The following is an 18787-nucleotide window of genomic DNA, read 5'->3' on the forward strand; positions in this document are numbered from 1 at the left end:
GGAGATGAACAAGATGTCCCACGAGAAGCAACTCGGCTCGCAGGATGCCGTGGACTGCGTGGATCGTGCGATCCTAACGCGTCGTTCGGTGCGGGCCTTTCTCGATACGCACGTGCCGCGCAGCACCGTGGAAGAGATCCTGGCGGTAGCCAGCCGCGCGCCGTCCGGTACCAATACGCAGCCGTGGCGCGTCTATGTGCTGTCGGGCGAGGCCAAGGCGAAGCTGTGCGCCGACGTGCTGGCCGCCTATGAAGATCCCGAGCGCGACAGCAAGTACCGCGAGGAGTACCCCTACTATCCGCGCGAATGGGCCGATCCGTATCTGTCGCGGCGGCGCAAGGTGGGCTGGGACCTGTACGGGCTGCTCGAGATCAGCCGCGAAGACAAGGCGCGCATGCACGAACAGCATGCGCGCAATTTCCGTTTCTTCGATGCGCCGGTGGGCCTCATCTTCACCATCGACCGCATCATGGAGCAGGGCAGCTGGCTCGACTACGGCATGTTCCTGCAAAGCATCATGGTCGCCGCCCGGGCGCGCGGGCTCGATACCTGCCCGCAGGCGGCGTTCACGCAGTTCCACAAGATCATCGCCAGCCACCTGCGGCTGCCACCGGAAGAAATGGTGGTGTGCGGCATGTCGCTGGGTTTTGCCGATCCGGAGGCCATCGCAAACCGCCTCACCACGGAACGGGAGCCAGTCAGCGGGTTTGCGCGTTTTCTCTCATAGTGAAATTTGTTTCAACATGTAACGATGGAGGCCGATAACCAGCAATGGCTGTGGGTATTGGCTTCGTCGCTACCAAGGGGTAGCAAGGGTGAACCGGACTGCGCTTGGGTCAAGCCTGCCGGTGTTCGATCACAGACGTGATGCATCACGAACTTTTTTCGTAATGTGGAAATGTATGTGAATCGAACTTTAAGGAGCGTCTGTAAGTCTTTAATCTTGCTAACAATTTCTTTATTTCCTACACTAGCGCCATTCCTATGCGCTGAACGAATCATGTTCCGGTCTGATTCCATTTTCTCCAGATTCTTCGGCTCCACACCCTTGTCCGCCGTCGCCGCCGCGGTACTGGTGTCGGTGTCGATGGTCGCGGTGCCCGTGGCCGAAGCGGCCACCAAGGCCGCATCCACGCAAAAAACAACCAAAAAGCAGGCCCAATCCGCTAAAGCCGAGAAAAAGACTGCGGCCAAGCCAGTTGCCAAAAGCTCGCGAAACGCCAAGGTTGCCAAGAGTGAAGCACGATCCGCTCGCAAGGTGGTGGTGCTGAAGAAGGGCAAGCGCCACGTCGTGGTGGCGCAGCGCGCTGCCCCGGTGCGGGCGGCGTTTACGCCGTCGAAGCCCTCGCTGGGCGAAGCCATGGGGCTGCGCGACACCGACGACGCCCTGGCTCTGCGCTCCAGCGTGGCCCTGGTGATGGACCAGAACTCCAACGAAGTGCTGTTCCAGAAGAATGCCGGCGCGGTGCTGCCGATTGCATCGATCACCAAACTGATGACCGCGCTGGTGGTGATGGACTCGCGCCTGCCGATGGACGAGGTGCTGACCATCACCGAGGAAGACCGCGACACCGAGAAGCACAGCAGCTCGCGCCTGCGCTTCGGCACGCAGCTGACGCGCCAGGAACTGCTGCTGCTGGCGCTGATGTCGTCCGAGAACCGCGCTGCTTCGGCGCTGGGCCGCCACTACCCGGGCGGCCTGCCGGCCTTTGTGCAGGCCATGAACCGTAAGGCGCGCGAGCTCGGCATGAACGACAGCCATTTCGTCGATTCCAGCGGCCTGTCGAGCAGCAACGTGTCGAGCGCGACCGACCTGGTGCGGATGGTCAATGCCGCGTACCGCAACCCGACCATCCGCGAGTACTCGACCCAGACCGAGCATGAAGTCAACGTGCTGGGCCGCACCCAGCATTACGTCAGCACTAACCGCCTGGTGCGCGGCGGCAACTGGGAGATCGGCCTGCAGAAGACCGGCTTTATCTCCGAGGCCGGACAGTGCCTGGTGATGCAGGCCCGTGTGCACGGGCGCAACGTGGTGATGGTGTTCCTGGATTCGGCCGGCAAGCTGTCGCGCTTTGCCGATGCCAACCGGGTCAAGGACTGGCTCGAGCATTCGCCGTCCTCGCCGCAGCGCGGCTTCCCGTCCTCGCCGAACCTGACGCAGGGTCCGGGCAGCGCCCACGCGGTGCTGGCCTCGCAGCAATCGCGCGGCATCTGAGCCCGCACGCCTGACCGGAAAAAAAACGCGCCGCATTGCGGCGCGTTTTGCTTTGGCGCGGCAGCGGTCAGAGCAGCTTGCCGGGGTTCATGATCCCGGCGGGATCGAACACCGCCTTGATCTCGCGCATCAGGCGCAATTCCAGCGGATCCTTCACCGCCAGGAAGGCATGGCGCTTGAGCTGGCCGATGCCATGCTCGGCGCTGATGCTGCCGCCGTAACGCATCACCTCGTCCAGCACGGCGTCGGTCACGGCATCGCCCTGCGTGGCCGCCCAGTCCTTGGGGGCGCCGGCCGGGCGCGACAGGTTGTAGTGCAGGTTGCCGTCGCCGAAGTGCCCGAACACGAAGGGCCGGATCGCGGCATCGAGCGCGCGCAGCCGGGCTTGCATCGATGCCATGAAGGCCGGGATCTGCTCGATCGGCAGCGACACGTCGTGCTTGAGATGCGGACCGTCGGCGCGCTGCGCTTCGGAGATTTCCTCGCGCAGCTTCCACAGCGCCTGCAGTTGCGCCAGCGAAGCGGAGACCGCGGCATCGAGGCACAGCTCGCGCTCCAGCGCCTCGCCGATGACGCGTTCCAGCAGCGCGTTCAGCGCGGCCTCATCGGTGGTGTCGGCCAGTTCCACCAGCACATAGGCCGGGTAGCGCTGCGCGAACGGTTCCTGCACGCCTTCCGCATGCGCGAGCACCAGGTCCAGGCAATCGCCGGTAAAGAACTCGAAGGCCTGCAGGCGTGCGCCGCATTGCTCGAACAGCAGTTCATAGAGCGCCAGCGATTGCGCGGGCGATGCCACCGCCGCGAGCACCACGCTGCGCGTATCGGTGCGCGGGAACAGGCGCAGCGCCGCTGCGGTGATCACCCCCAGCGTGCCTTCGGAGCCGATCAGCAGCTGTTTCAGGTCGTAGCCGGTATTGTCCTTGCGCAGCGTGCGCAGGCCATGGAAGACCTCGCCGTTGGGCAGCACGGCCTCGACCCCCAGCACCAGTTCGCGCGTCATGCCATAGCGCACTACGTTGACGCCGCCGGCATTGGTAGCCAGGTTGCCGCCGATCTGGCACGAGTCCTCGGCGGCCAGCGACAGCGGCAGCAAGCGGTTGGCGTCCTGCGCCGCGCGACGCAGGTTGCCCAGGATGCAGCCGGCCTCGGCCACCATGGTATTGGCGATGGTGTCGAGCGAGCGCACCGCGTTCATGCGGTCCAGGCTCAGCACCACGTTCTGCGCGCGCGCGTCGGGCGTGGCGCCGCCGCACAGGCCGGTATTGCCGCCGCGCGGCACCACCGGCACCGCGGCCTGCTGGCACAGCGCCAGCGCGCGCGACACTTCGTCGACGCTGCGGGGCCGCAGCACCGCCTGGGCCTGGCCACGGTAGATGCCGCGCCAGTCCGACAGCCAGGGCGCGATGTCGTCGGGGCGGGTCAGCGCAGTGTCGGGGCCGAGGGCTTCGGTGAGCCGCTGGGCAAAGGATCCGTTTTGCATGATGGTGGTGTCGTCTCAGGAAAGGGATGCGGGGCTGGCGGCGCTTGCCGACGTTGCTGCGTCGGCGCGCGTGCGTAGCGACAACCCCAGGCGGTGCGCGGCGCTTTGCAGGTGCGCCACCGCCGCCGCGCGCGCCGCGCCGGCATCGCCGTGGCGGATGGCCGCAACGATGGCCTCGTGTTCGGCCTGCACGGTCTCGGCCAGCCCTGGCTGGCGCAGCGTATTGGCACGCGCGGTGGCGACGGCCTGGTGCAGCTGCAGGTTCAGGTACTGCAGCAGCTGGCGGTAGTAAGGGTTGTGCGTGGCGGCGGCGATGCCGATATGGAACGCCGCGTCGAGATCGGCAGCCGGCTGCGGGTCATAGAGCCGGGCCTGCAGGCGCTGCAGCAGCGCCGTCAGCGCGGCTATGTCGTCATCGGTGCGGCGCACCGCGGCCAAGGCTGCGGCGGCGCCTTCCAGGTCGATGCGCAGGTCGTACAGGTCGGCCAGCTCGCCGGCGTCGAGCTCGGGGTCGCGCGGCAGCTGGAAGCCGGCTGCGCCGGTGCGCGAGCGCACCGTGCAGCCAACGCCCTGGCGCGACTCGACAAAGCCCTGCGAGCGCAGGTGCTCGGTGACTTCACGGATCACGGCGGCGCTGACGCCGTATTGCTCGGCCAGCTGCCGGCCGGTCGGCAGGCGGCTGCCGACGGGGTAGGTGCCGCTTTCGATTTCGGCGCGCAGCTGGCGCGTGACCTGTTCGGTAAGGGTGACGGTGCGGGTTCGCATGACCGTCGATTATAAGGTTTGCTGGTTATCTGAAAACAAAGGGTAAACCCTTGTATCGGGATTTCGCCATTCCGCCAAAGCAAAACGCGCGGACTGCCTTGTCGGCAGCCCGCGCGCAGGCGGTGCGTGGCCGGGTGGGCCTCAGGCGGCGGCTTCGGTCACGTAGCCCATGCCGCGCGAGATCTGCAGGGCGGTGTCCTTCAGGTTCTGCAGCCAGCTGTCCTGCAGCCGATCCGCCGGTGCCGACAGCGACAGGCCTGCCACCAGCCGGCGCGAATCGTCATAGATGCCGGCGGCGATGCAGCGCACCCCCAGTTCCAGCTCTTCGTTGTCGCGGGCATAGCCGTTGGTGCGGACCCAGTTGAGTTCGCGTTCGAGCTTGGCCAGGTCGGTGATCGAAGTGCGGGTGTGGCCGGCCAGCCCGGTGCGGGTGGCGTAGTTGCGCACGCGCGCCGACTCGTCGGCGGCCAGGAACAGCTTGCCCACCGAGGTCAGGTGCAGCGGGGCGCGGCCGCCGATGGCGCGCACCACCTGCATGCCCGAGCGCTCGCTGTACGCGCGCTCGATATAGACGATCTCGTCGCCCTGGCGCACCGACAGGTTGACGGTCTGGCCGGTGACACGGTGCAGCGCGCGCATCGGCGCCAGCGCCGCGTCGCGCACCGACAGGCGCGCCTTGACCAGGTTGCCCAGTTCCAGCAGCCGCATGCCGAGCCGGTAGCTGCCGGGATCGGAGCGGTCGACAAAGCGACAGGCGACCATGTCGTTGAGGATGCGGTGCGCGGTGGAAGGATGCAGGCCGGTGGCCAGCGACAGCTCTTTCAGGCTGACCGGGTCGGCATGCTGCGCGAGAGCGTCGAGCAGGGTCATCATGCGCTCGATGACCTGGATGGACGTCTTGCCGGGTGACTTGTCTGCGTCGGACATGGTTGGGAAAAGTAGAAATGTTGCCTTGCGGCATTTTTAAGCGTCTGCCTGATTCTATCTCGCATCGTGAAAATTTCAATAGGTGAAATGACATTCCGGTAAGAAACCGCCCGTGATGTCGCACCCCCGCGTGCCGTGCATGACACCGCATTCATGGCGCCGATGAACGCTTTGTGCGCCACCCGCGGCGCCGAACGCGCATAATTGCGGGGTTTCAGGGTCTGGGAGAAGTCAACAATGCGAGTCGGTCTGTTCCACACCTGCCTGGTGGACCTGATGCGCCCGGAGATCGGTTTTTCGGTGCTGAAGCTACTGGAAGCCGCCGGCTACGAGGTCATGGTGCCCGAGGCGCAGACCTGCTGCGGCCAGCCGGCCTACAACTCGGGGGAGCGCGCGGTATCGCGCGACCTGGCCGAGAAATTCCTGCGCGAGTTCGAAATGTTCGACTACATCGTGGTGCCGTCGGGCAGTTGCGGCGGCATGATCCGGCACCACTACGCCGATCTGCTGCGCGACGATCCGGAGCTGAACGGCCGCTACGAGCGCCTGCGCGAACGCGTGTTCGAACTGACCGACTTCCTCGCCAACGTGGCCCGGATCGAGACCCTGCCGTCAACGTTCTCGGGCGCGATCACGTACCACGATTCGTGTTCCGGCCTGCGCGAACTTGGGGTCAAGCAGCAGCCGCGCGCCTTGCTGTCGCGCCTGCCCGGCGTGCAGCTGACCGAGATGAAGGACTGCGAGGCCTGCTGCGGTTTCGGCGGCACCTTCTCGGTCAAGTACGGCAATATCTCCACGGCCATCGTCGACGAGAAATGCGCCAACATCCAGGCCACCGGCGCCGATGCCGTGGTACTGGGCGACCTGGGCTGCATGCTCAATATCGAAGGCCGCCTGCGCCGCACCGGCGACAGCCGCACTCGCGTGCTGCATATCGCGCAGGTGCTGGCAGGCGACGCCTGACCGCGCCGACACCATCAGGAATCCGCCACGATGCAAGTCCACAGCATGGAATTCAAGGCGCGCGCCGGGCAGAAGCTGGCCGACCAGCGCCTGCAGCAGAACCTGAAGAAGCTTTCGACCAAGTTCGTCACGGCGCGCGCCGATGCGATCCGCGATATCGATTTCGACGCCACGCGCGAGGCCCTGAAAGAGCGCCGCAACCGCGCGCTGGAAAACCTCGACGTCTGGCTCGCCACGTTCGAAGAGAACGCCACCCGCCGCGGCGCCACCGTGCTGTTTGCCGAAACCACTGCCGACGCCGCGCGGCTGGTCGCCGAGATCGCGCAGAAGCACGGCGTGAAGAAGGTCATCAAGAGCAAGTCGATGGTGACCGAGGAAATGCGCCTGAACCAGGTGCTCGGCGAGATGGGCGTGCAGAGCATCGAGACCGACCTGGGCGAGTACATCCTGCAGATCAACGACTCGGAGCCGCCGTCGCACATCATTGCGCCGGTGGTGCACAAGGACAAGGACGAGATCGCCGACCTGTTCGCGAGGGTCCACCACAAGCCGCGGCTGACCGAGATCCCGGAGATGACGCGCGAAGCGCGCGAAGTGCTGCGTCCGGAATTCCTCAGCGCCGACATGGGCGTCACCGGCGGCAACTTCATCATCGCCGAGACCGGCTCGGTGGCGGTGGTCACCAACGAGGGCAATGAAGGCATGTGCACGGTAATGCCGCGGGTGCATGTGGCTGTGACCGGCATCGAGAAGGTGCTGCCGACGCTGGAAGACCTGGCCACGGTGATGCGCTTGCTGCCGCGCTCGGCCACCGGCCAGGCGATTTCCAACTACTTTTCGCTGCTGACCGGGCCGCGCGCCGAAGGCGAGCGCGACGGTCCCGAGCATATGTACTTCGTGCTGGTCGATGGCGGCCGCAGCGGGCTGATCGGCGGCGAGTTCCAGGAGATGCTGCGCTGCATCCGCTGTGGCGCCTGCATGAACCACTGTCCGGTCTACCAGAAGATCGGTGGCCACGCCTATGGCTGGGTCTATCCCGGGCCGATGGGCAGCGTGCTGACGCCGAGCTACGTCGGGCTGGCCAACACGCTCGACCTGCCGCAGGCGGCCACCATGTGCGGCGAATGCAATCGCGTCTGCCCGGCGTCGATCCCGTTGTCCGACCTGCTGCGCAAGCTGCGCGAGAAGCAGATGGAGCGCGGCCTGCGACCGTGGCAGGAGCGCTTTGCGCTGAAGGCCTGGGGCTACGTGGCCAAGCGGCCCGAACTCTATGCGCTGACTGCCCGCATCGGCGCCTGGCTGCTGGGCCGCATGGGCGGCAGCAACGGACTGATCGCCAGCCTGCCGATGGCGGGCAAGGGCTGGACCGAAACGCGCGACATGCCGGCGCCGTCGGGCCGCACGTTCCGCGAACTCTACAAGGAAAGGAGGGCGCGTTCATGAGCGCTAAAAATACGGAAGCCCTGGCGCGCATGCGCGCCGCGCTGGAGCAGCACGTGGCCGGCGCAAAGCCGGCGCAGGAGCTGGTAAGCGAATGGCGCGCTGCCGGCAGCGCGCTGGCCTTGCCGCCGGTCTACGGCCAGGCCATGGAAGAACTGCTGCGCCGGCTGGAGATGGCGGCGGTATTCGCGCAGGACAGCTGCTCGTTCTCGAGCAGCGCGGTGACGGACCAGCTGGCGCGGTGGCTGGACAAGGCGGCGACGGCCTGAGGCCGCAACGCTTCGCCGCTTCCGCAGTCGCTTCCGCGGCTCAACGCTTCATCATCCCCGTCAGCGTTTCCACGAATTCCAGCGACAGCCGCGACAGCGGCTCGGTCTGCACATGGAAGATCTGCACCGAGGCATTGACCTTGGTGCGGATCGGCACGGCGACGATATTGGGCCAGTTCGCGCCGAATACCGTCATGGCGTCGACCAGCGCGATGCCGGCGCCGGCCTGCGCCAGCGCGCGCGCCACGTGCGCCTGCTCGACCTGCACCCGCATGTCGGGCTGGTCGCCATCGTTGCCGAACATCTCGTGCACCAGCAGCGCGAACGGCACTTCCGGGCCATAGCCGATCAGGTCTTCGCCGATCAGGTCGGCGGGACGCACCCATTTGCGCGTCGCCAGCCGGTGCCCCACCGGCACCAGCGCCACGATCTCGTTCTTCACCAGTAGCCGCGCCTCCAGGTTGGGATGCACCAGCGGCATGTTCGATACCGCCAGGTCGACCTGTCCCGATAGCAGCGCGCGCAGCATGTTGCCGGGAATCTGCGTGCGCACCACCACGCGCACCGCCGGGTGCGCGGCGCGGAAGCTGGCGATCGCGCGCGGCAGCACGGTCTGGCCCAGGTTGGGGCTGCAGGTGATGCGCAGGCTGCCGGTGCGGTTGGCGGCGAGATCCTCGGCGATCTCGTTGACGCGCTCGATCCCTTCATAGACCGCATTGACTTCGCCCAGCAGCCGCCGCGCTTCCGGCGTGGGGTAGAGCCGCCCCTTGGTGCGCCGGAACAGCTCGAGGCCGAGCCGCTGTTCGGTGTGCGACATCAGCCGGCTGATCGCCGGTTGCGACACATAAAGCAGCTTGGACGCGCCGCTGATCGAGCCGGTCAGCATCACCGCGCGGAACACCTCGATCTGGCGCAGGTTCATTTTCATGGCATTAACCTGATGTTAAGGCAGGCGGACATATAAGCATATGACAGTCAATGGCGCCATACCTAAACTGGATTCCATCGCAACACCACACACTTTGATCTGGAGAGCGGGGACCGCATGGCTGATATTCATCTCACCTACCTCAACGGCCGGGACATCGCGCGGCTGGAAATGACCGATGCCGAAATCATCCACGCGGTGGAGCAGGCACTGGTGGCGCAGGGCAACGGCCAGACCGTGATCGAGCCGCGCGTGCACCTGATGCCGGACCCCGCCTTCAACGGCCACTTCAACGTGCTGCGCGGCTACGTGGCGCCGCTGGGCCTGGCCGGGGTCAAGGTGGTCGGCGATTTCGTCGACAACTACAAGCTCGGCCTGCCGTCGGAGATGGCCATGCTGAACCTGTTCGATCCACGCACCGGCATGCCGGTGGCGGTGATCGACGCGACCTTTATCACCGATGCCCGCACCGGCGCGCTGACCGCGCTCGGCGCCAGGCACCTGGCGCGCCGCGACAGCAAGGTGCTGGGCCATATCGGCGCGCGCGGCACGTCGTACTGGAACGTGCGGCTGCTCGACAGCCTCTATGACTTCGACGAGATCCGCGTGCACTCGCGCCGCCCGGAAAGCCGCAATGCCTTTGCCGCGCGGCTGGAGCGCGATCTCGGCAAGAAGATCGTGGTGACGGAGGACTGGGAGTCGTGCGTGCGAGGCGCCGATATCGTGGTCGAGGCATCGCGGCTGGAGCGTCCGACGCCGATGCTCAAGACCGAATGGATCAAGCCCGGTGCCTTCGTCGTGCCCTACGGCACCATGAGCGCGGTCGAGCTGTCGCTGACCGACATCATGACGCGGATGGTGGTGGACGACTGGGGGCAGTGCAAGGGCGGCGTGTTCGGCTCGCTGCGCGCGCATGTCGAAGCGGGCAAGCTGTCGGAACGGACGCTTTACGGCGAACTTGGCGAGATCGTCGCCGGCCGCAAGCCGGGCCGCCAGAGCGACGACGAAACCAACCTGTTCTGGCACCGCGGCCTGTCGCTGAGCGATATCGCGCTCGGACATGCCATCCTGAAGAAGGCCGAGGAGCGCGGGCTGGGCCAGAAGCTGGTGTACGCATGATCGCCAATGCCCGCATGTACGCGGTGACGCCGCAGGCCGAAGCGGCCTGGCGCGCGCTGCTGGCACGCGTGTCCGAGCGCGCCGGCGTGGCGTTGCCGTATGCCGAACATGCCGCGCCCGCGCCGGTCAGCGCGTTGTGGGCGCGGCCCGACTGCGGCTGCGTGTTTATGTGCGGCTATCCGTATGCGAGTGCGCCGGTCACGCCGCAGCTGCTGGCCGCGCCGGTCCCGGCGCAGGCGCGTTACGACGGCAGGCCGGTCTATTTCACCGAGTTCATCGTGCGCGCCGATGCGCCGGTGCAGTCGCTGGCGCAGACCTTTGGCGGGCGACTGGCATGCATGTTGCCTGAGTCGAACTCGGGCTATAACGCGCCGCGCCACTACCTGATGCGGCTGGCACCGGCGGGTACGCAGGCGCTGTACCGGCCCGCGGCCATGGCGACGCCAACGCCGCGCGAGGTCATCGATGCGGTGCTCGCCGGCGACGCCGAGGTGGGGGTCGTCGACAGCTATGTGATGGACCTGCTGCGCCGCTATGACCCGGTGCTTGCCGCGCAGCTGAAGACGCTGGCGCTGACGCCGCCGGCGCCGATCCCGGTGCTGGTCGCGTCGGCGGATGCCGATCCGCGGCAGTGCATGCGTGTACGCGCGACATTGCTGGGGATGCATGAGGATGCCACCGGCACTGCGCTGCTGGCGTCGCTGGGGCTGGCGCGCTTCGTCGCGGTGCAGCCCGCCGACTATGCCTGCCTGCCCGCGATGGCGGACGAAGCCGACCGGGCGGGCTTTGCACTGACCGATGCCGCGGCCGGGGAACCATCGCCTGATCACTGCCAATTGAGGGAACCGTCATGAAATCCGCTGTGAATGTTGCGGTATTCGCCGCTGTAAAGCCTTTCGTGCATCCTGACATCCGGCGCCTTGCCCTGCATGGCCTGGTCGCCTGCGCGGCAGCCTGCGCGACATGGCTCGGTGCGGGGGTGGCCCACGCCCAGCCGCCGGCTTATCCGGCAAAGCCGGTACGCCTGATCGTGCCGTTTGCCGCGGGAGGGCCGGCCGACGTGCTGGCGCGTGCGGTCGGAGAGGGCCTGTCCAAGGCCACCGGCCAGAGCGTGCTGGTCGAGAACAAGGCCGGCGCGGCCGGCACCATCGGCGTCGACATGGTGGCCAAGGCCGTGCCGGACGGCTACACCGTCGCCCTGGTGCCGGTCGGCAATATCGCGGTGAATCCCGCGCTGATGCCCAACCTGCCCTACAAGCCGTCCGACCTGGCGCCGGTGGCGATGCTCGCCACCGCTGAAAACGTACTGGTGGTCAACGCAGCCACGCCGGTGAGGTCGCTGGCGGAACTGCTCAAGCTCGCCGCGCAGAAACCGGGCGAACTGAGCTTCGCCTCTCCCGGGGCCGGCAGCCAGGCGCACCTTGCCGGCGAACTGCTGCAGCTCGATGCCAACGTCAAGCTCAACCACGTGCCGTACAAGGGCGTAAGCCCGGCCATGACCGATCTGGTCGGCGGGCAGGTGACGATGATGTTTGCGCAGCTGTCGGCGGCGCTGCCCTATATCAAGGCGGGCAAGCTGCGCGCGCTGGGCATGGCCAGCGCCAGGCGCTCGCCGGTGCTGCCCGAGGTGCCGACGATCGCCGAGCAGGGCTTCCCGAAGTTCGAGGCGGTGTCGTGGTATGCGTTGATGGTGCCGGCCGGTACGCCGCCGGAGGTCGTGCGCAAGCTCAGCCAGCACGCCGACGCGGTGCTGGCCGATGCCGCGCTGAAGGAGAAGCTGGCGACGCTGGGGATGGAAGCGGCGGGCGGCACGCCGCAGCAACTGGCGGCGGCGATCCAGAAGGAGAGCACGCGATGGGCAGGCGTGATCAAGCAGCGGCGCATCACGATCGACTGATGGTCGGCAACATCGGGATGCTCAAGCGCCAGCGAGCAAAAAAACGGGGAGCCGAAGCTCCCCGTTTTTCTTGCCAGCGCTATCACCCCAGCAACAGCGCGTCGTCATCCAGCTGCTCATGCCGCGTCTGCTCGAACATCTTGAGCAGGTCCGGCACATCGAGCCCCTTGCGCTTGTCGCCCGAGACATCCAGCACTACCTGGCCCTGGTGCAGCATCACCGTGCGCTGGCCGTAGTCGAGCGCCTGGCGCATGCTGTGCGTCACCATCATCGTCGTCAGCTTGCTTTCCTCGACGATGCGCGCGGTCAACTCCAGCACGAACGCGGCGGTCTTCGGGTCCAGCGCGGCGGTGTGCTCGTCCAGCAGCAGGATGCGCGACGGCTGCAGCGAGGCCATCAGCAGGCTCACCGCCTGGCGCTGGCCGCCGGAGAGCAGGCCGATGCGGTCGGTCAGGCGGTTTTCCAGGCCCAGGTTGAGCAGCCGCAGCTTCTCGCGGAACAGCTCGCGCGAGGCGCGGTTGAGCGCCGGGCGGAAGCCGCGGCGGCTGCCGCGCGCCATCGCCAGCGCCATGTTCTCCTCGATCGTCAGCGCTTCGCAGGTGCCAGCCATGGGGTCCTGGAACACGCGTGCCACCAGGTGGGCGCGGTCCCAGGCGGGCTTGCGCGTGACATCGGTGTCATCGATGGTGATGCGCCCGGCGTCGACCATCTGGTCGCCGCTGATTGCATTCAGGAAGGTCGACTTGCCCGCGCCGTTGGAACCGATCACGGCCACGAACTGGCCGCTCGGGATTTCCAGGCTGAGGCCGCGCAGCGCGCGGGTCTCGATCGGGGTGCCCGGGTTGAAGGTGAGCTTCAGGTCTTGTGCGCGCAGCATCTCAGGCACCTCCGTTCTTGCGGGCAAACAGCTTCTTGCGCGTCGCCGGCAGCACCAGCGCGATCGTCACCAGCGCGGCGGTGACCAGGTTCAGGTCCTGCGCCTTGAGGCCGATGAAGTCGCTGTTCAGCGCCAGCGCGATGAAGAAGCGGTACAGGATGGCGCCCAGCACCACGGCCAGCGTGGTCCAGATCAGCCGGCGTGCCGGCAGGATGGTCTCGCCGATGATCACCGCGGCCAGTCCGATCACGATGGTGCCGATGCCCATCGAGATATCCGAGCCGCCCTGGGTCTGCGCGAACAGCGCGCCGGCCAGCGCCACCAGCGCATTGGACAGTGCCATGCCGGCCAGCGTGGCGCGGCCGGTCGGGATGCCCTGCGCGCGCGCCATGCGCGGGTTGGCGCCGGTGGCGCGCATCGCCAGGCCCAGCTGCGAGCTGAAGAACCAGTCCAGGCCGACCTTGGCGACCACCACCACCACGAACAGCACCAGCGGGCGCAGCACGTAGTCGGGCAGCCACTCCGGCTGCAGCACGGTGAACAGCGTGGGTTCGGTGATCAGCGGCACATTGGGGCGACCCATGATGCGCAGGTTGACCGAGTACAGCGCGATCATCATCAGGATACTGGCGAGCAGGTCCATGATCTTGAGGCGCACGTTGAGCCAGCCGGTGATCCAGCCGGCCAGCGCGCCGGCGGCGATCGCGACCACGGTCGCCAGGAACGCGTCCTGGCCGGCGGCGATCAGCGTCGCGGCCACGGCGCCGCCCAGCGGGAAGCTGCCGTCAACGGTCAGGTCGGGGAAATTGAGGATGCGGAAGGAAATCAGCACCCCGAGCGCCACCAGGCTGAAGATCAGGCCGATCTCCAGGGCGCCCAGAAGGGAAAAGAGGGACATGGGGGGAATCCTGTTGCGGGGTCCGGCGTCTGCCCTGGCGCCGGTTTCGGGGCGGAGCGGCCGGCACGCCCGGATGGGGCCGCCGGCCGCCTCGCCCTGGTCTGTCCGGCCCGGCCGGGTAGGCCTGGCCGGCGCATCCGCCGCCTTGCGGCGACGGCATGGCAGGGCGTGGCTGTGCTTTACTTGATGACCGTCTTCGCTTCCTTGACCAGCTCCGGCGAGAGCGTGACGCCTTGCTTGGCGGCCGCGCCGGTGTTGACGAACAGTTCCAGGTTGTCGCTGGTCTGCGAGGCGATCGCGCCCGGCTTCTCGCCCTTCAGGATGCGCACTACCACCTTGCCGGTCTGGCGGCCCAGGTCGCCGTAGTTGACGCCCAGTGCCGCCACGGCGCCGCGCTTGACGCTGTCGGTATCGGCCGCGACCAGGGGGATCTTCGACTCGTTGGCAACCTTGACCAGGGCCTCGTAGGCCGACACCACGTTGTTGTCGGTATTGGTGTAGATCACGTCGACCTTGCCGATCAGGCTCTTGGCGGCCGGGCCGATGTCGACGGTGCGCGGCGCGGCGGCTTCCTTGAGCGTCAGGCCTTCCTTGGCCAGCAGCGCGCTCAGTTCCTTGACCACCACCACCGAGTTGGCTTCACCCGGGTTGTAGACCATGCCCACGGTCTTGGCCTTGGGCACCACGCGCTTGATCAGGGCGACCTGCTTGTCCAGCGGCAGCTTGTCCGAGACCCCGGTGACGTTGGTGCCCGACGCCGACCAGCTCTTGACCAGCTGCGCCGCCACCGGATCGGTCACACCCGAGTACACCACCGGCACGGACTTGGTGGCGGCGACCACGGCCTGCGCCGACGGCGTGGCGATGGCGACGATCGCGTTCGGGTTGTCGCCGACGAACTTGCGGGCGATCTGCGCCGCGGTGCCGGTGTTGCCCTGGGCGCTCTGGTATTCCCACTTCAGGCTCTTGTCGGCGTCATAGCCGGCCGCCTTCAGTTCTGCGCGCACGCCGTCGCGGATGGCGTCCAGCGCGGGATGGTCGACGATCGACAGCACCTTGACGGTCTGGGCTTGCACGGCGCCGCCGTACAGCAGTGCCAGCGCCACGGCGCCGCCCAGGATGGACTTGGATGCTGCGAGACCCTTGGTGGATTTCATTATGTGTGCTCCCCCGAAACTCGGTTCTGGATTGGATACGGCCGCGGATGGTTCGGTCCGCCGTCCTGGACCATGCGCCGGCTGGCGCACGATGCCGGTCCGGGCGGGCGCGGCGGCTTCCTGCGGCGGGAGGGAGCGTGCGCGGACGCGTCGGATGCGACAGCGATAAGCCTGCGAGGATACCACTTCCCGCGCACGAAATGGATAGTCATCATGCGGAAGTGGGGCATCCGATGCTGTCAGATGCCCGCTATCCGCCATCGAGGCGCATTTAATTGCGCGGGAACCGGGATTTGCTTGTGGATTACCCTGATTGCGGTGGCCGCGTCTTCATGCAATTGCGCGCCACCAGGAGGTCGAGGTTTTCCTCCACCCGGGCGATGCGGGTGGCGCATCGGCCGGGCCGGAACCAGGGGCAGTGGGCGCCCCGAGGGGCTTAGCGGCGCAGCGCCGCGGCGCACTCGCGCACCAGCGCCGGGCCGCGATAGATCAGGCCGCTGTAGACCTGCACCAGGCTGGCGCCGGCGTCGGTCTTGGCGCGCGCGTCGGCGCCGCCGAAGATGCCGCCCACGCCGATGATTGGCACCGCGTCGCCGACCACGCCGTGCAGCGCGCGCACCACGCGGGTCGAGGCTTCGAACACCGGGCGCCCGGACAGGCCGCCGGCTTCGTCGGCATGCGGCAGGCCCTTGACCGCGTCGCGCGAGATGGTGGTATTGGTGGCGATCACACCGTCGATCCTGTGGCGCACCAGCGCGTCGCCGATATTGCCGATCTGGTCGGCGTCGAGGTCCGGCGCGATCTTCAGCGCCAGCGGCACATAACGCTTGTGCTGGTCCGCCAGGCGCTGCTGCGCGTCCTTCAGCGACGACAGCAGGCTGTCGAGCTCGCTCGCGCCCTGCAGCTGGCGCAGGTTCTTGGTATTGGGCGAGGAGATATTGACCGTCACGTAGCTGGCGTGCGGGTAGACGCGCTCCAGGCAGTACAGGTAGTCGTCGTTGGCGCGCTCGATCGGGGTATCGGCGTTCTTGCCGATATTCAGCCCCAGCACGCCGCCCTCGGCCTTCCAGCGCGACGCCTGCACATTGGCGACGAAGGCATCGACGCCGCCGTTGTTGAAGCCCATGCGGTTGATCAGCGCATCCGCCTGCGGCAGCCGGAACATGCGCGGGCGCGGGTTGCCCGGCTGCGCGCGCGGCGTGACCGTGCCGACCTCGATAAAGCCGAAGCCGAGCGCGGCCAGGCCGTCGATATAGGCGCCGTCCTTGTCCAGCCCCGCGGCCAGGCCGACCGGGTTGGGAAAGCGCACCCCCATGACCGTGCGCGGATCGTCGGCGATGCGGTTGCCGATGCAGCCGCCCAGGCCCATGCGGTGGGCGCGCAGCAGGTTGTTCAGCGTGAAATGGTGGGCGTCCTCGGCATCCATCGAGAACAGGGCGGGACGAAACAGGGGGTAGAGCGCGTTGAGCACGTGGGCAGGCGGCCGGCAGGGCGGCGCGGAAGTCGGGACCAGGGCGGCATTGTAGCGGCTGGCCCGTCCGCGAGGGCGGCCGGTGGCCCGGCCAGGCTAGGGCTGCGTCGCGGGCGGCACCGGCGCGGCGGCTTCCGGGGCCTCGCCGGCGACGTCCTCGAACGCGTGCCAGTGGTTGCCCGTCAGCACCTGCAGCGGCCGGAAGCGCGCCTTGTACGCCATCTTGCGGCTGTCGGCGATCCAGTAGCCCAGATACAGGTGCGGCAGGCCCAGCGCATGGGTCTGGCGGATCTGCCACAGGATGTTGTAGGTGCCGTAGCTGGCGTTGTGCTCGAGCGGATCGTAGAAGGTGTAGACCGACGACAGCCCGTCGTCGAGCACGTCGATCATGCTGACCATGCGCAGCCGCCCGGCCTCGGGCGAGCCCGGCGGATCGCGGAATTCGACCAGGCGCGAGTTGACGCGGCTCTGCAGCAGGAACTGCTCGTACTGGTCGCGGCTGTCCTGGTCCATGCCGCCGCCGGCGTGGCGCATCGACTGGTACAGCAGGTACAGGGAATAGTGCTCTTCGACGTAGGTCAGCGGCGCCACCAGCGCCTGCAGGTGCTGGTGGCGGTTCCACGCGCGGCGCTGCGAGCGGTCCGGCGTGAACTGGTCGACCAGCACGCGGCACGGCGTGCAGGCGTGGCAATCGTCGCAATACGGCCGGTAGGTAAAGATGCCGCTGCGGCGAAAGCCCGCGCGCACCAGGCGCGAATAGACGTCGGCATTGATCAGGTGCGCCGGCGTGGCCACCTGGGAGCGCGCCATGCGGCCGTCGAGATAGCTGCAAGCGTAGGGCGCCGTGGCATAGAACTGCAGCGCGGACAGCGGTAGTTCCTTCAGCTTGCTCATGACTCAGGGGGCTCCGGGCGGGACGGCGCGGTTTGCACGGTGGTCCGCAGCGTCAGCGTCGGCACCCGTGCCGGGATTCAGCCTGCCGGCGCGGCGGGTGTCCCGGCCCAGCGCTCCAGCACCGATTTGTCGAACCGCCACGGACTGATCGCCGGCTGTGCCGTTGCCGCGCGCACATGGGCCACGAATTCGGCGCGGGGGATGGGGCGCGCACCCAGCGAGGCCAGGTGGTCGGTTTCCTGCTGGCAGTCTATCATCGCCACGCCGTGGTTGCCGAGGAACGCGCACAGCGCCGCCAGCGCGATCTTGGACGCGTCGGTACGGTGCGCAAACATCGATTCGCCAAAGAACATCCGCCCCAGCGCCACGCCATACAGGCCGCCGACGCGCTCGCCCCGGTACCAGCTTTCGACCGAGTGAGCCAGGCCGTTGCGGTGCAGGGTGCCGTAAGCGGCAATGATGGCGTCGGTGATCCAGGTGCCGTCCTGGCCCTCGCGCGGCGTGGTCGCGCAGGCGCGCATCACCGCCAGGAAATCGTGGTCGACGCGGATTTCCCAGTCGGCATCGCGCAGCACGCGCCGCAGCGTCTTGCGCAGGTTGGCCGAGATGCGCAGCGCCGGCGGCGGCAGCACCATGCGCGGATCGGTGCTCCACCACAGCACCGGCTGGCCGCTCGAATACCACGGGAAGATGCCCTGGCGATACGCCAGCAGCAGCCGCTGCGGCGACAGCTCGCGGCTGGCGGCAAGCAGGCCGGGCGCCTCGGAATCGGGTCCGAGCGCGTGCTCGACCGGGGGAAACGGATCTTGCGGGTCCAGCCAGGCAATCATGCGGGCTGCGCCGGGGGGCGGTGCGCGGCGGGCCCGCCGCTCAGGGGGTGACCGTGGCCCGGCTGGTCAGCGGGCGCATGGGCTTGTCGATGTCCAGGCTGTGCAGCCGGAAGCTGCCGTCCTGAAGGCGGCCGGCGGCGCGGTCGGCGAAGAAGCAGCGCAGGGTATGGATCACGGTGGGGAAGGCCAGTTCATCCCAGGGCACATTGGCCTCCGCCACCAGCTTCACTTCCAGGCTTTCCTCGCCGGGCGCGATGTCGAGGTCGTCGAGCGTGGCAAGGTAGAACAGGTGCACCTGGTGCACATGCGGCACGTTCAGGATCGAGAACAGCTCGCCCACCTGCACGCGCGCGCCGGCTTCTTCCAGCGTTTCGCGCGAGGCCGCCTGGGCGGTGGTCTCGCCGATCTCCATGAAGCCCGCCGGCAGGGTCCAGAAGCCGTAGCGGGGCTCGATCGCGCGCTTGCAGAGCAGGATCTTGTCTTCCCAGACCGGGATCGTGCCGACAACGTTGCGGGGATTGACGTAGTGAATCGTGCCGCAGTTGTCGCAAACACTGCGCGGGCGGTTGTCGCCGTCAGGCACGCGCAACACGACCGCATGACCACAGTTCGAGCAGAATTTCATGAGGGGCGTCCGGGAGAATGGCGAAAGTG

General features: G+C 67.5%; 19 protein-coding genes. 8 read left to right on the plus strand and 11 right to left on the minus strand.

The window, feature by feature from the left end; translation table 11 throughout:
• Positions 1 to 4 precede the first annotated feature (4 nt).
• Together FHX60_RS13125 and pbpG are read left to right on the plus strand one after the other, a co-directional pair.
• Positions 5 to 727: a nitroreductase gene (locus FHX60_RS13125; RefSeq protein ID WP_092313486.1), complete on the plus strand. Its 723-nt coding sequence runs from the start codon at positions 5 to 7 to the stop codon at positions 725 to 727.
• A 273-nt stretch (positions 728 to 1000) separates the two neighbouring features.
• Entirely contained in the window at positions 1001 to 2218 is a 1218-nt protein-coding gene (pbpG, locus tag FHX60_RS13130; RefSeq protein WP_133250546.1) for a D-alanyl-D-alanine endopeptidase, read from the plus strand.
• Positions 2219 to 2285: 67 nt separating this feature from the next.
• Here pbpG and FHX60_RS13135 read toward each other — a convergent pair whose 3' ends face one another.
• From FHX60_RS13135 to FHX60_RS13145, 3 genes are all read right to left on the minus strand, one after another.
• The gene (locus tag FHX60_RS13135; RefSeq protein WP_112775449.1) at positions 2286 to 3698 is read right to left on the minus strand and encodes an FAD-binding oxidoreductase; all 1413 of its coding nucleotides are present in this window, start codon (positions 3696 to 3698) and stop codon (positions 2286 to 2288) included.
• 15 nt (positions 3699 to 3713) lie between these two features.
• Positions 3714 to 4463 carry a FadR/GntR family transcriptional regulator gene (locus FHX60_RS13140; RefSeq protein ID WP_183283594.1) on the minus strand — a complete coding sequence of 250 codons (750 nt, stop codon included), beginning with the start codon at positions 4461 to 4463 and terminating at the stop codon, positions 3714 to 3716.
• Positions 4464 to 4604: 141 nt separating this feature from the next.
• Positions 4605 to 5390, minus strand: a complete 786-nt coding sequence (locus tag FHX60_RS13145) for an IclR family transcriptional regulator (RefSeq protein ID WP_012352591.1) — start codon at positions 5388 to 5390, stop codon at positions 4605 to 4607.
• A 237-nt stretch (positions 5391 to 5627) separates the two neighbouring features.
• Between FHX60_RS13145 and FHX60_RS13150 the strand changes: the two genes are divergently transcribed.
• The 3 genes from FHX60_RS13150 to FHX60_RS13160 are packed head-to-tail and all read left to right on the plus strand — an operon-like array spanning position 5628 to position 8062.
• Positions 5628 to 6353: a (Fe-S)-binding protein gene (locus FHX60_RS13150; protein ID WP_116294894.1), complete on the plus strand. Its 726-nt coding sequence runs from the start codon at positions 5628 to 5630 to the stop codon at positions 6351 to 6353.
• A 30-nt stretch (positions 6354 to 6383) separates the two neighbouring features.
• Positions 6384 to 7796, plus strand: a complete 1413-nt coding sequence (locus FHX60_RS13155) for a LutB/LldF family L-lactate oxidation iron-sulfur protein (protein ID WP_183283595.1) — start codon at positions 6384 to 6386, stop codon at positions 7794 to 7796.
• A complete protein-coding gene (locus FHX60_RS13160) occupies positions 7793 to 8062 on the plus strand; it encodes a hypothetical protein (protein WP_116382491.1) in 270 nt (89 codons plus the stop codon). Before FHX60_RS13155 ends, FHX60_RS13160 begins: the two co-directional genes overlap by 4 nt.
• Positions 8063 to 8102: 40 nt before the next feature.
• On the opposite strand, the gene FHX60_RS13165 is transcribed toward FHX60_RS13160, so the two are convergent.
• Complete coding sequence (locus FHX60_RS13165) at positions 8103 to 8990, minus strand: LysR family transcriptional regulator (protein ID WP_112775453.1); 888 nt, start codon at positions 8988 to 8990, stop codon at positions 8103 to 8105.
• A gap of 117 nt (positions 8991 to 9107) precedes the next feature.
• Between FHX60_RS13165 and FHX60_RS13170 the strand changes: the two genes are divergently transcribed.
• Genes FHX60_RS13170 through FHX60_RS13180 form a run of 3 tightly spaced genes read left to right on the plus strand, consistent with a single transcriptional unit; the run spans position 9108 to position 12006 of the window.
• Entirely contained in the window at positions 9108 to 10109 is a 1002-nt protein-coding gene (locus tag FHX60_RS13170; protein ID WP_112775454.1) for an ornithine cyclodeaminase family protein, read from the plus strand.
• On the plus strand, positions 10106 to 10963 hold the full coding sequence (locus tag FHX60_RS13175) for a phosphate/phosphite/phosphonate ABC transporter substrate-binding protein (protein WP_183283596.1): 858 nt from the start codon (positions 10106 to 10108) through the stop codon (positions 10961 to 10963). The genes FHX60_RS13170 and FHX60_RS13175 overlap by 4 nt, the downstream gene beginning before the upstream one ends.
• Entirely contained in the window at positions 10960 to 12006 is a 1047-nt protein-coding gene (locus FHX60_RS13180) for a Bug family tripartite tricarboxylate transporter substrate binding protein (protein ID WP_183283597.1), read from the plus strand. The genes FHX60_RS13175 and FHX60_RS13180 overlap by 4 nt, the downstream gene beginning before the upstream one ends.
• 82 nt (positions 12007 to 12088) lie before the next feature.
• On the opposite strand, the gene FHX60_RS13185 is transcribed toward FHX60_RS13180, so the two are convergent.
• The 7 genes from FHX60_RS13185 to FHX60_RS13215 all read right to left on the minus strand — a co-directional run bounded on the left by FHX60_RS13185 (position 12089) and on the right by FHX60_RS13215 (position 18758).
• On the minus strand, positions 12089 to 12883 hold the full coding sequence (locus tag FHX60_RS13185; protein WP_062798235.1) for an ABC transporter ATP-binding protein: 795 nt from the start codon (positions 12881 to 12883) through the stop codon (positions 12089 to 12091).
• 1 nt (position 12884) lies between these two features.
• On the minus strand, positions 12885 to 13781 hold the full coding sequence (locus FHX60_RS13190) for an ABC transporter permease (protein ID WP_112775456.1): 897 nt from the start codon (positions 13779 to 13781) through the stop codon (positions 12885 to 12887).
• Positions 13782 to 13960: 179 nt separating this feature from the next.
• On the minus strand, positions 13961 to 14938 hold the full coding sequence (locus tag FHX60_RS13195) for an ABC transporter substrate-binding protein (RefSeq protein ID WP_183283598.1): 978 nt from the start codon (positions 14936 to 14938) through the stop codon (positions 13961 to 13963).
• A 436-nt stretch (positions 14939 to 15374) separates the two neighbouring features.
• Positions 15375 to 16409, minus strand: a complete 1035-nt coding sequence (locus FHX60_RS13200; protein WP_112775458.1) for a quinone-dependent dihydroorotate dehydrogenase — start codon at positions 16407 to 16409, stop codon at positions 15375 to 15377.
• 96 nt (positions 16410 to 16505) lie between these two features.
• On the minus strand, positions 16506 to 17303 hold the full coding sequence (locus FHX60_RS13205; protein ID WP_116330675.1) for an arginyltransferase: 798 nt from the start codon (positions 17301 to 17303) through the stop codon (positions 16506 to 16508).
• A 77-nt stretch (positions 17304 to 17380) separates the two neighbouring features.
• Positions 17381 to 18133 (minus strand): leucyl/phenylalanyl-tRNA--protein transferase, encoded by a 753-nt coding sequence (aat, locus tag FHX60_RS13210; protein ID WP_112775460.1) that lies wholly within the window; start codon positions 18131 to 18133, stop codon positions 17381 to 17383.
• Positions 18134 to 18173: 40 nt separating this feature from the next.
• Positions 18174 to 18758: an NUDIX hydrolase gene (locus FHX60_RS13215; RefSeq protein WP_183283599.1), complete on the minus strand. Its 585-nt coding sequence runs from the start codon at positions 18756 to 18758 to the stop codon at positions 18174 to 18176.
• Between the last annotated feature and the right edge of the window lie 29 nt (positions 18759 to 18787).

Origin of the sequence: Cupriavidus alkaliphilus (assembly GCF_014191175.1) — a bacterium.
GTDB lineage: Bacteria > Pseudomonadota > Gammaproteobacteria > Burkholderiales > Burkholderiaceae > Cupriavidus > Cupriavidus alkaliphilus.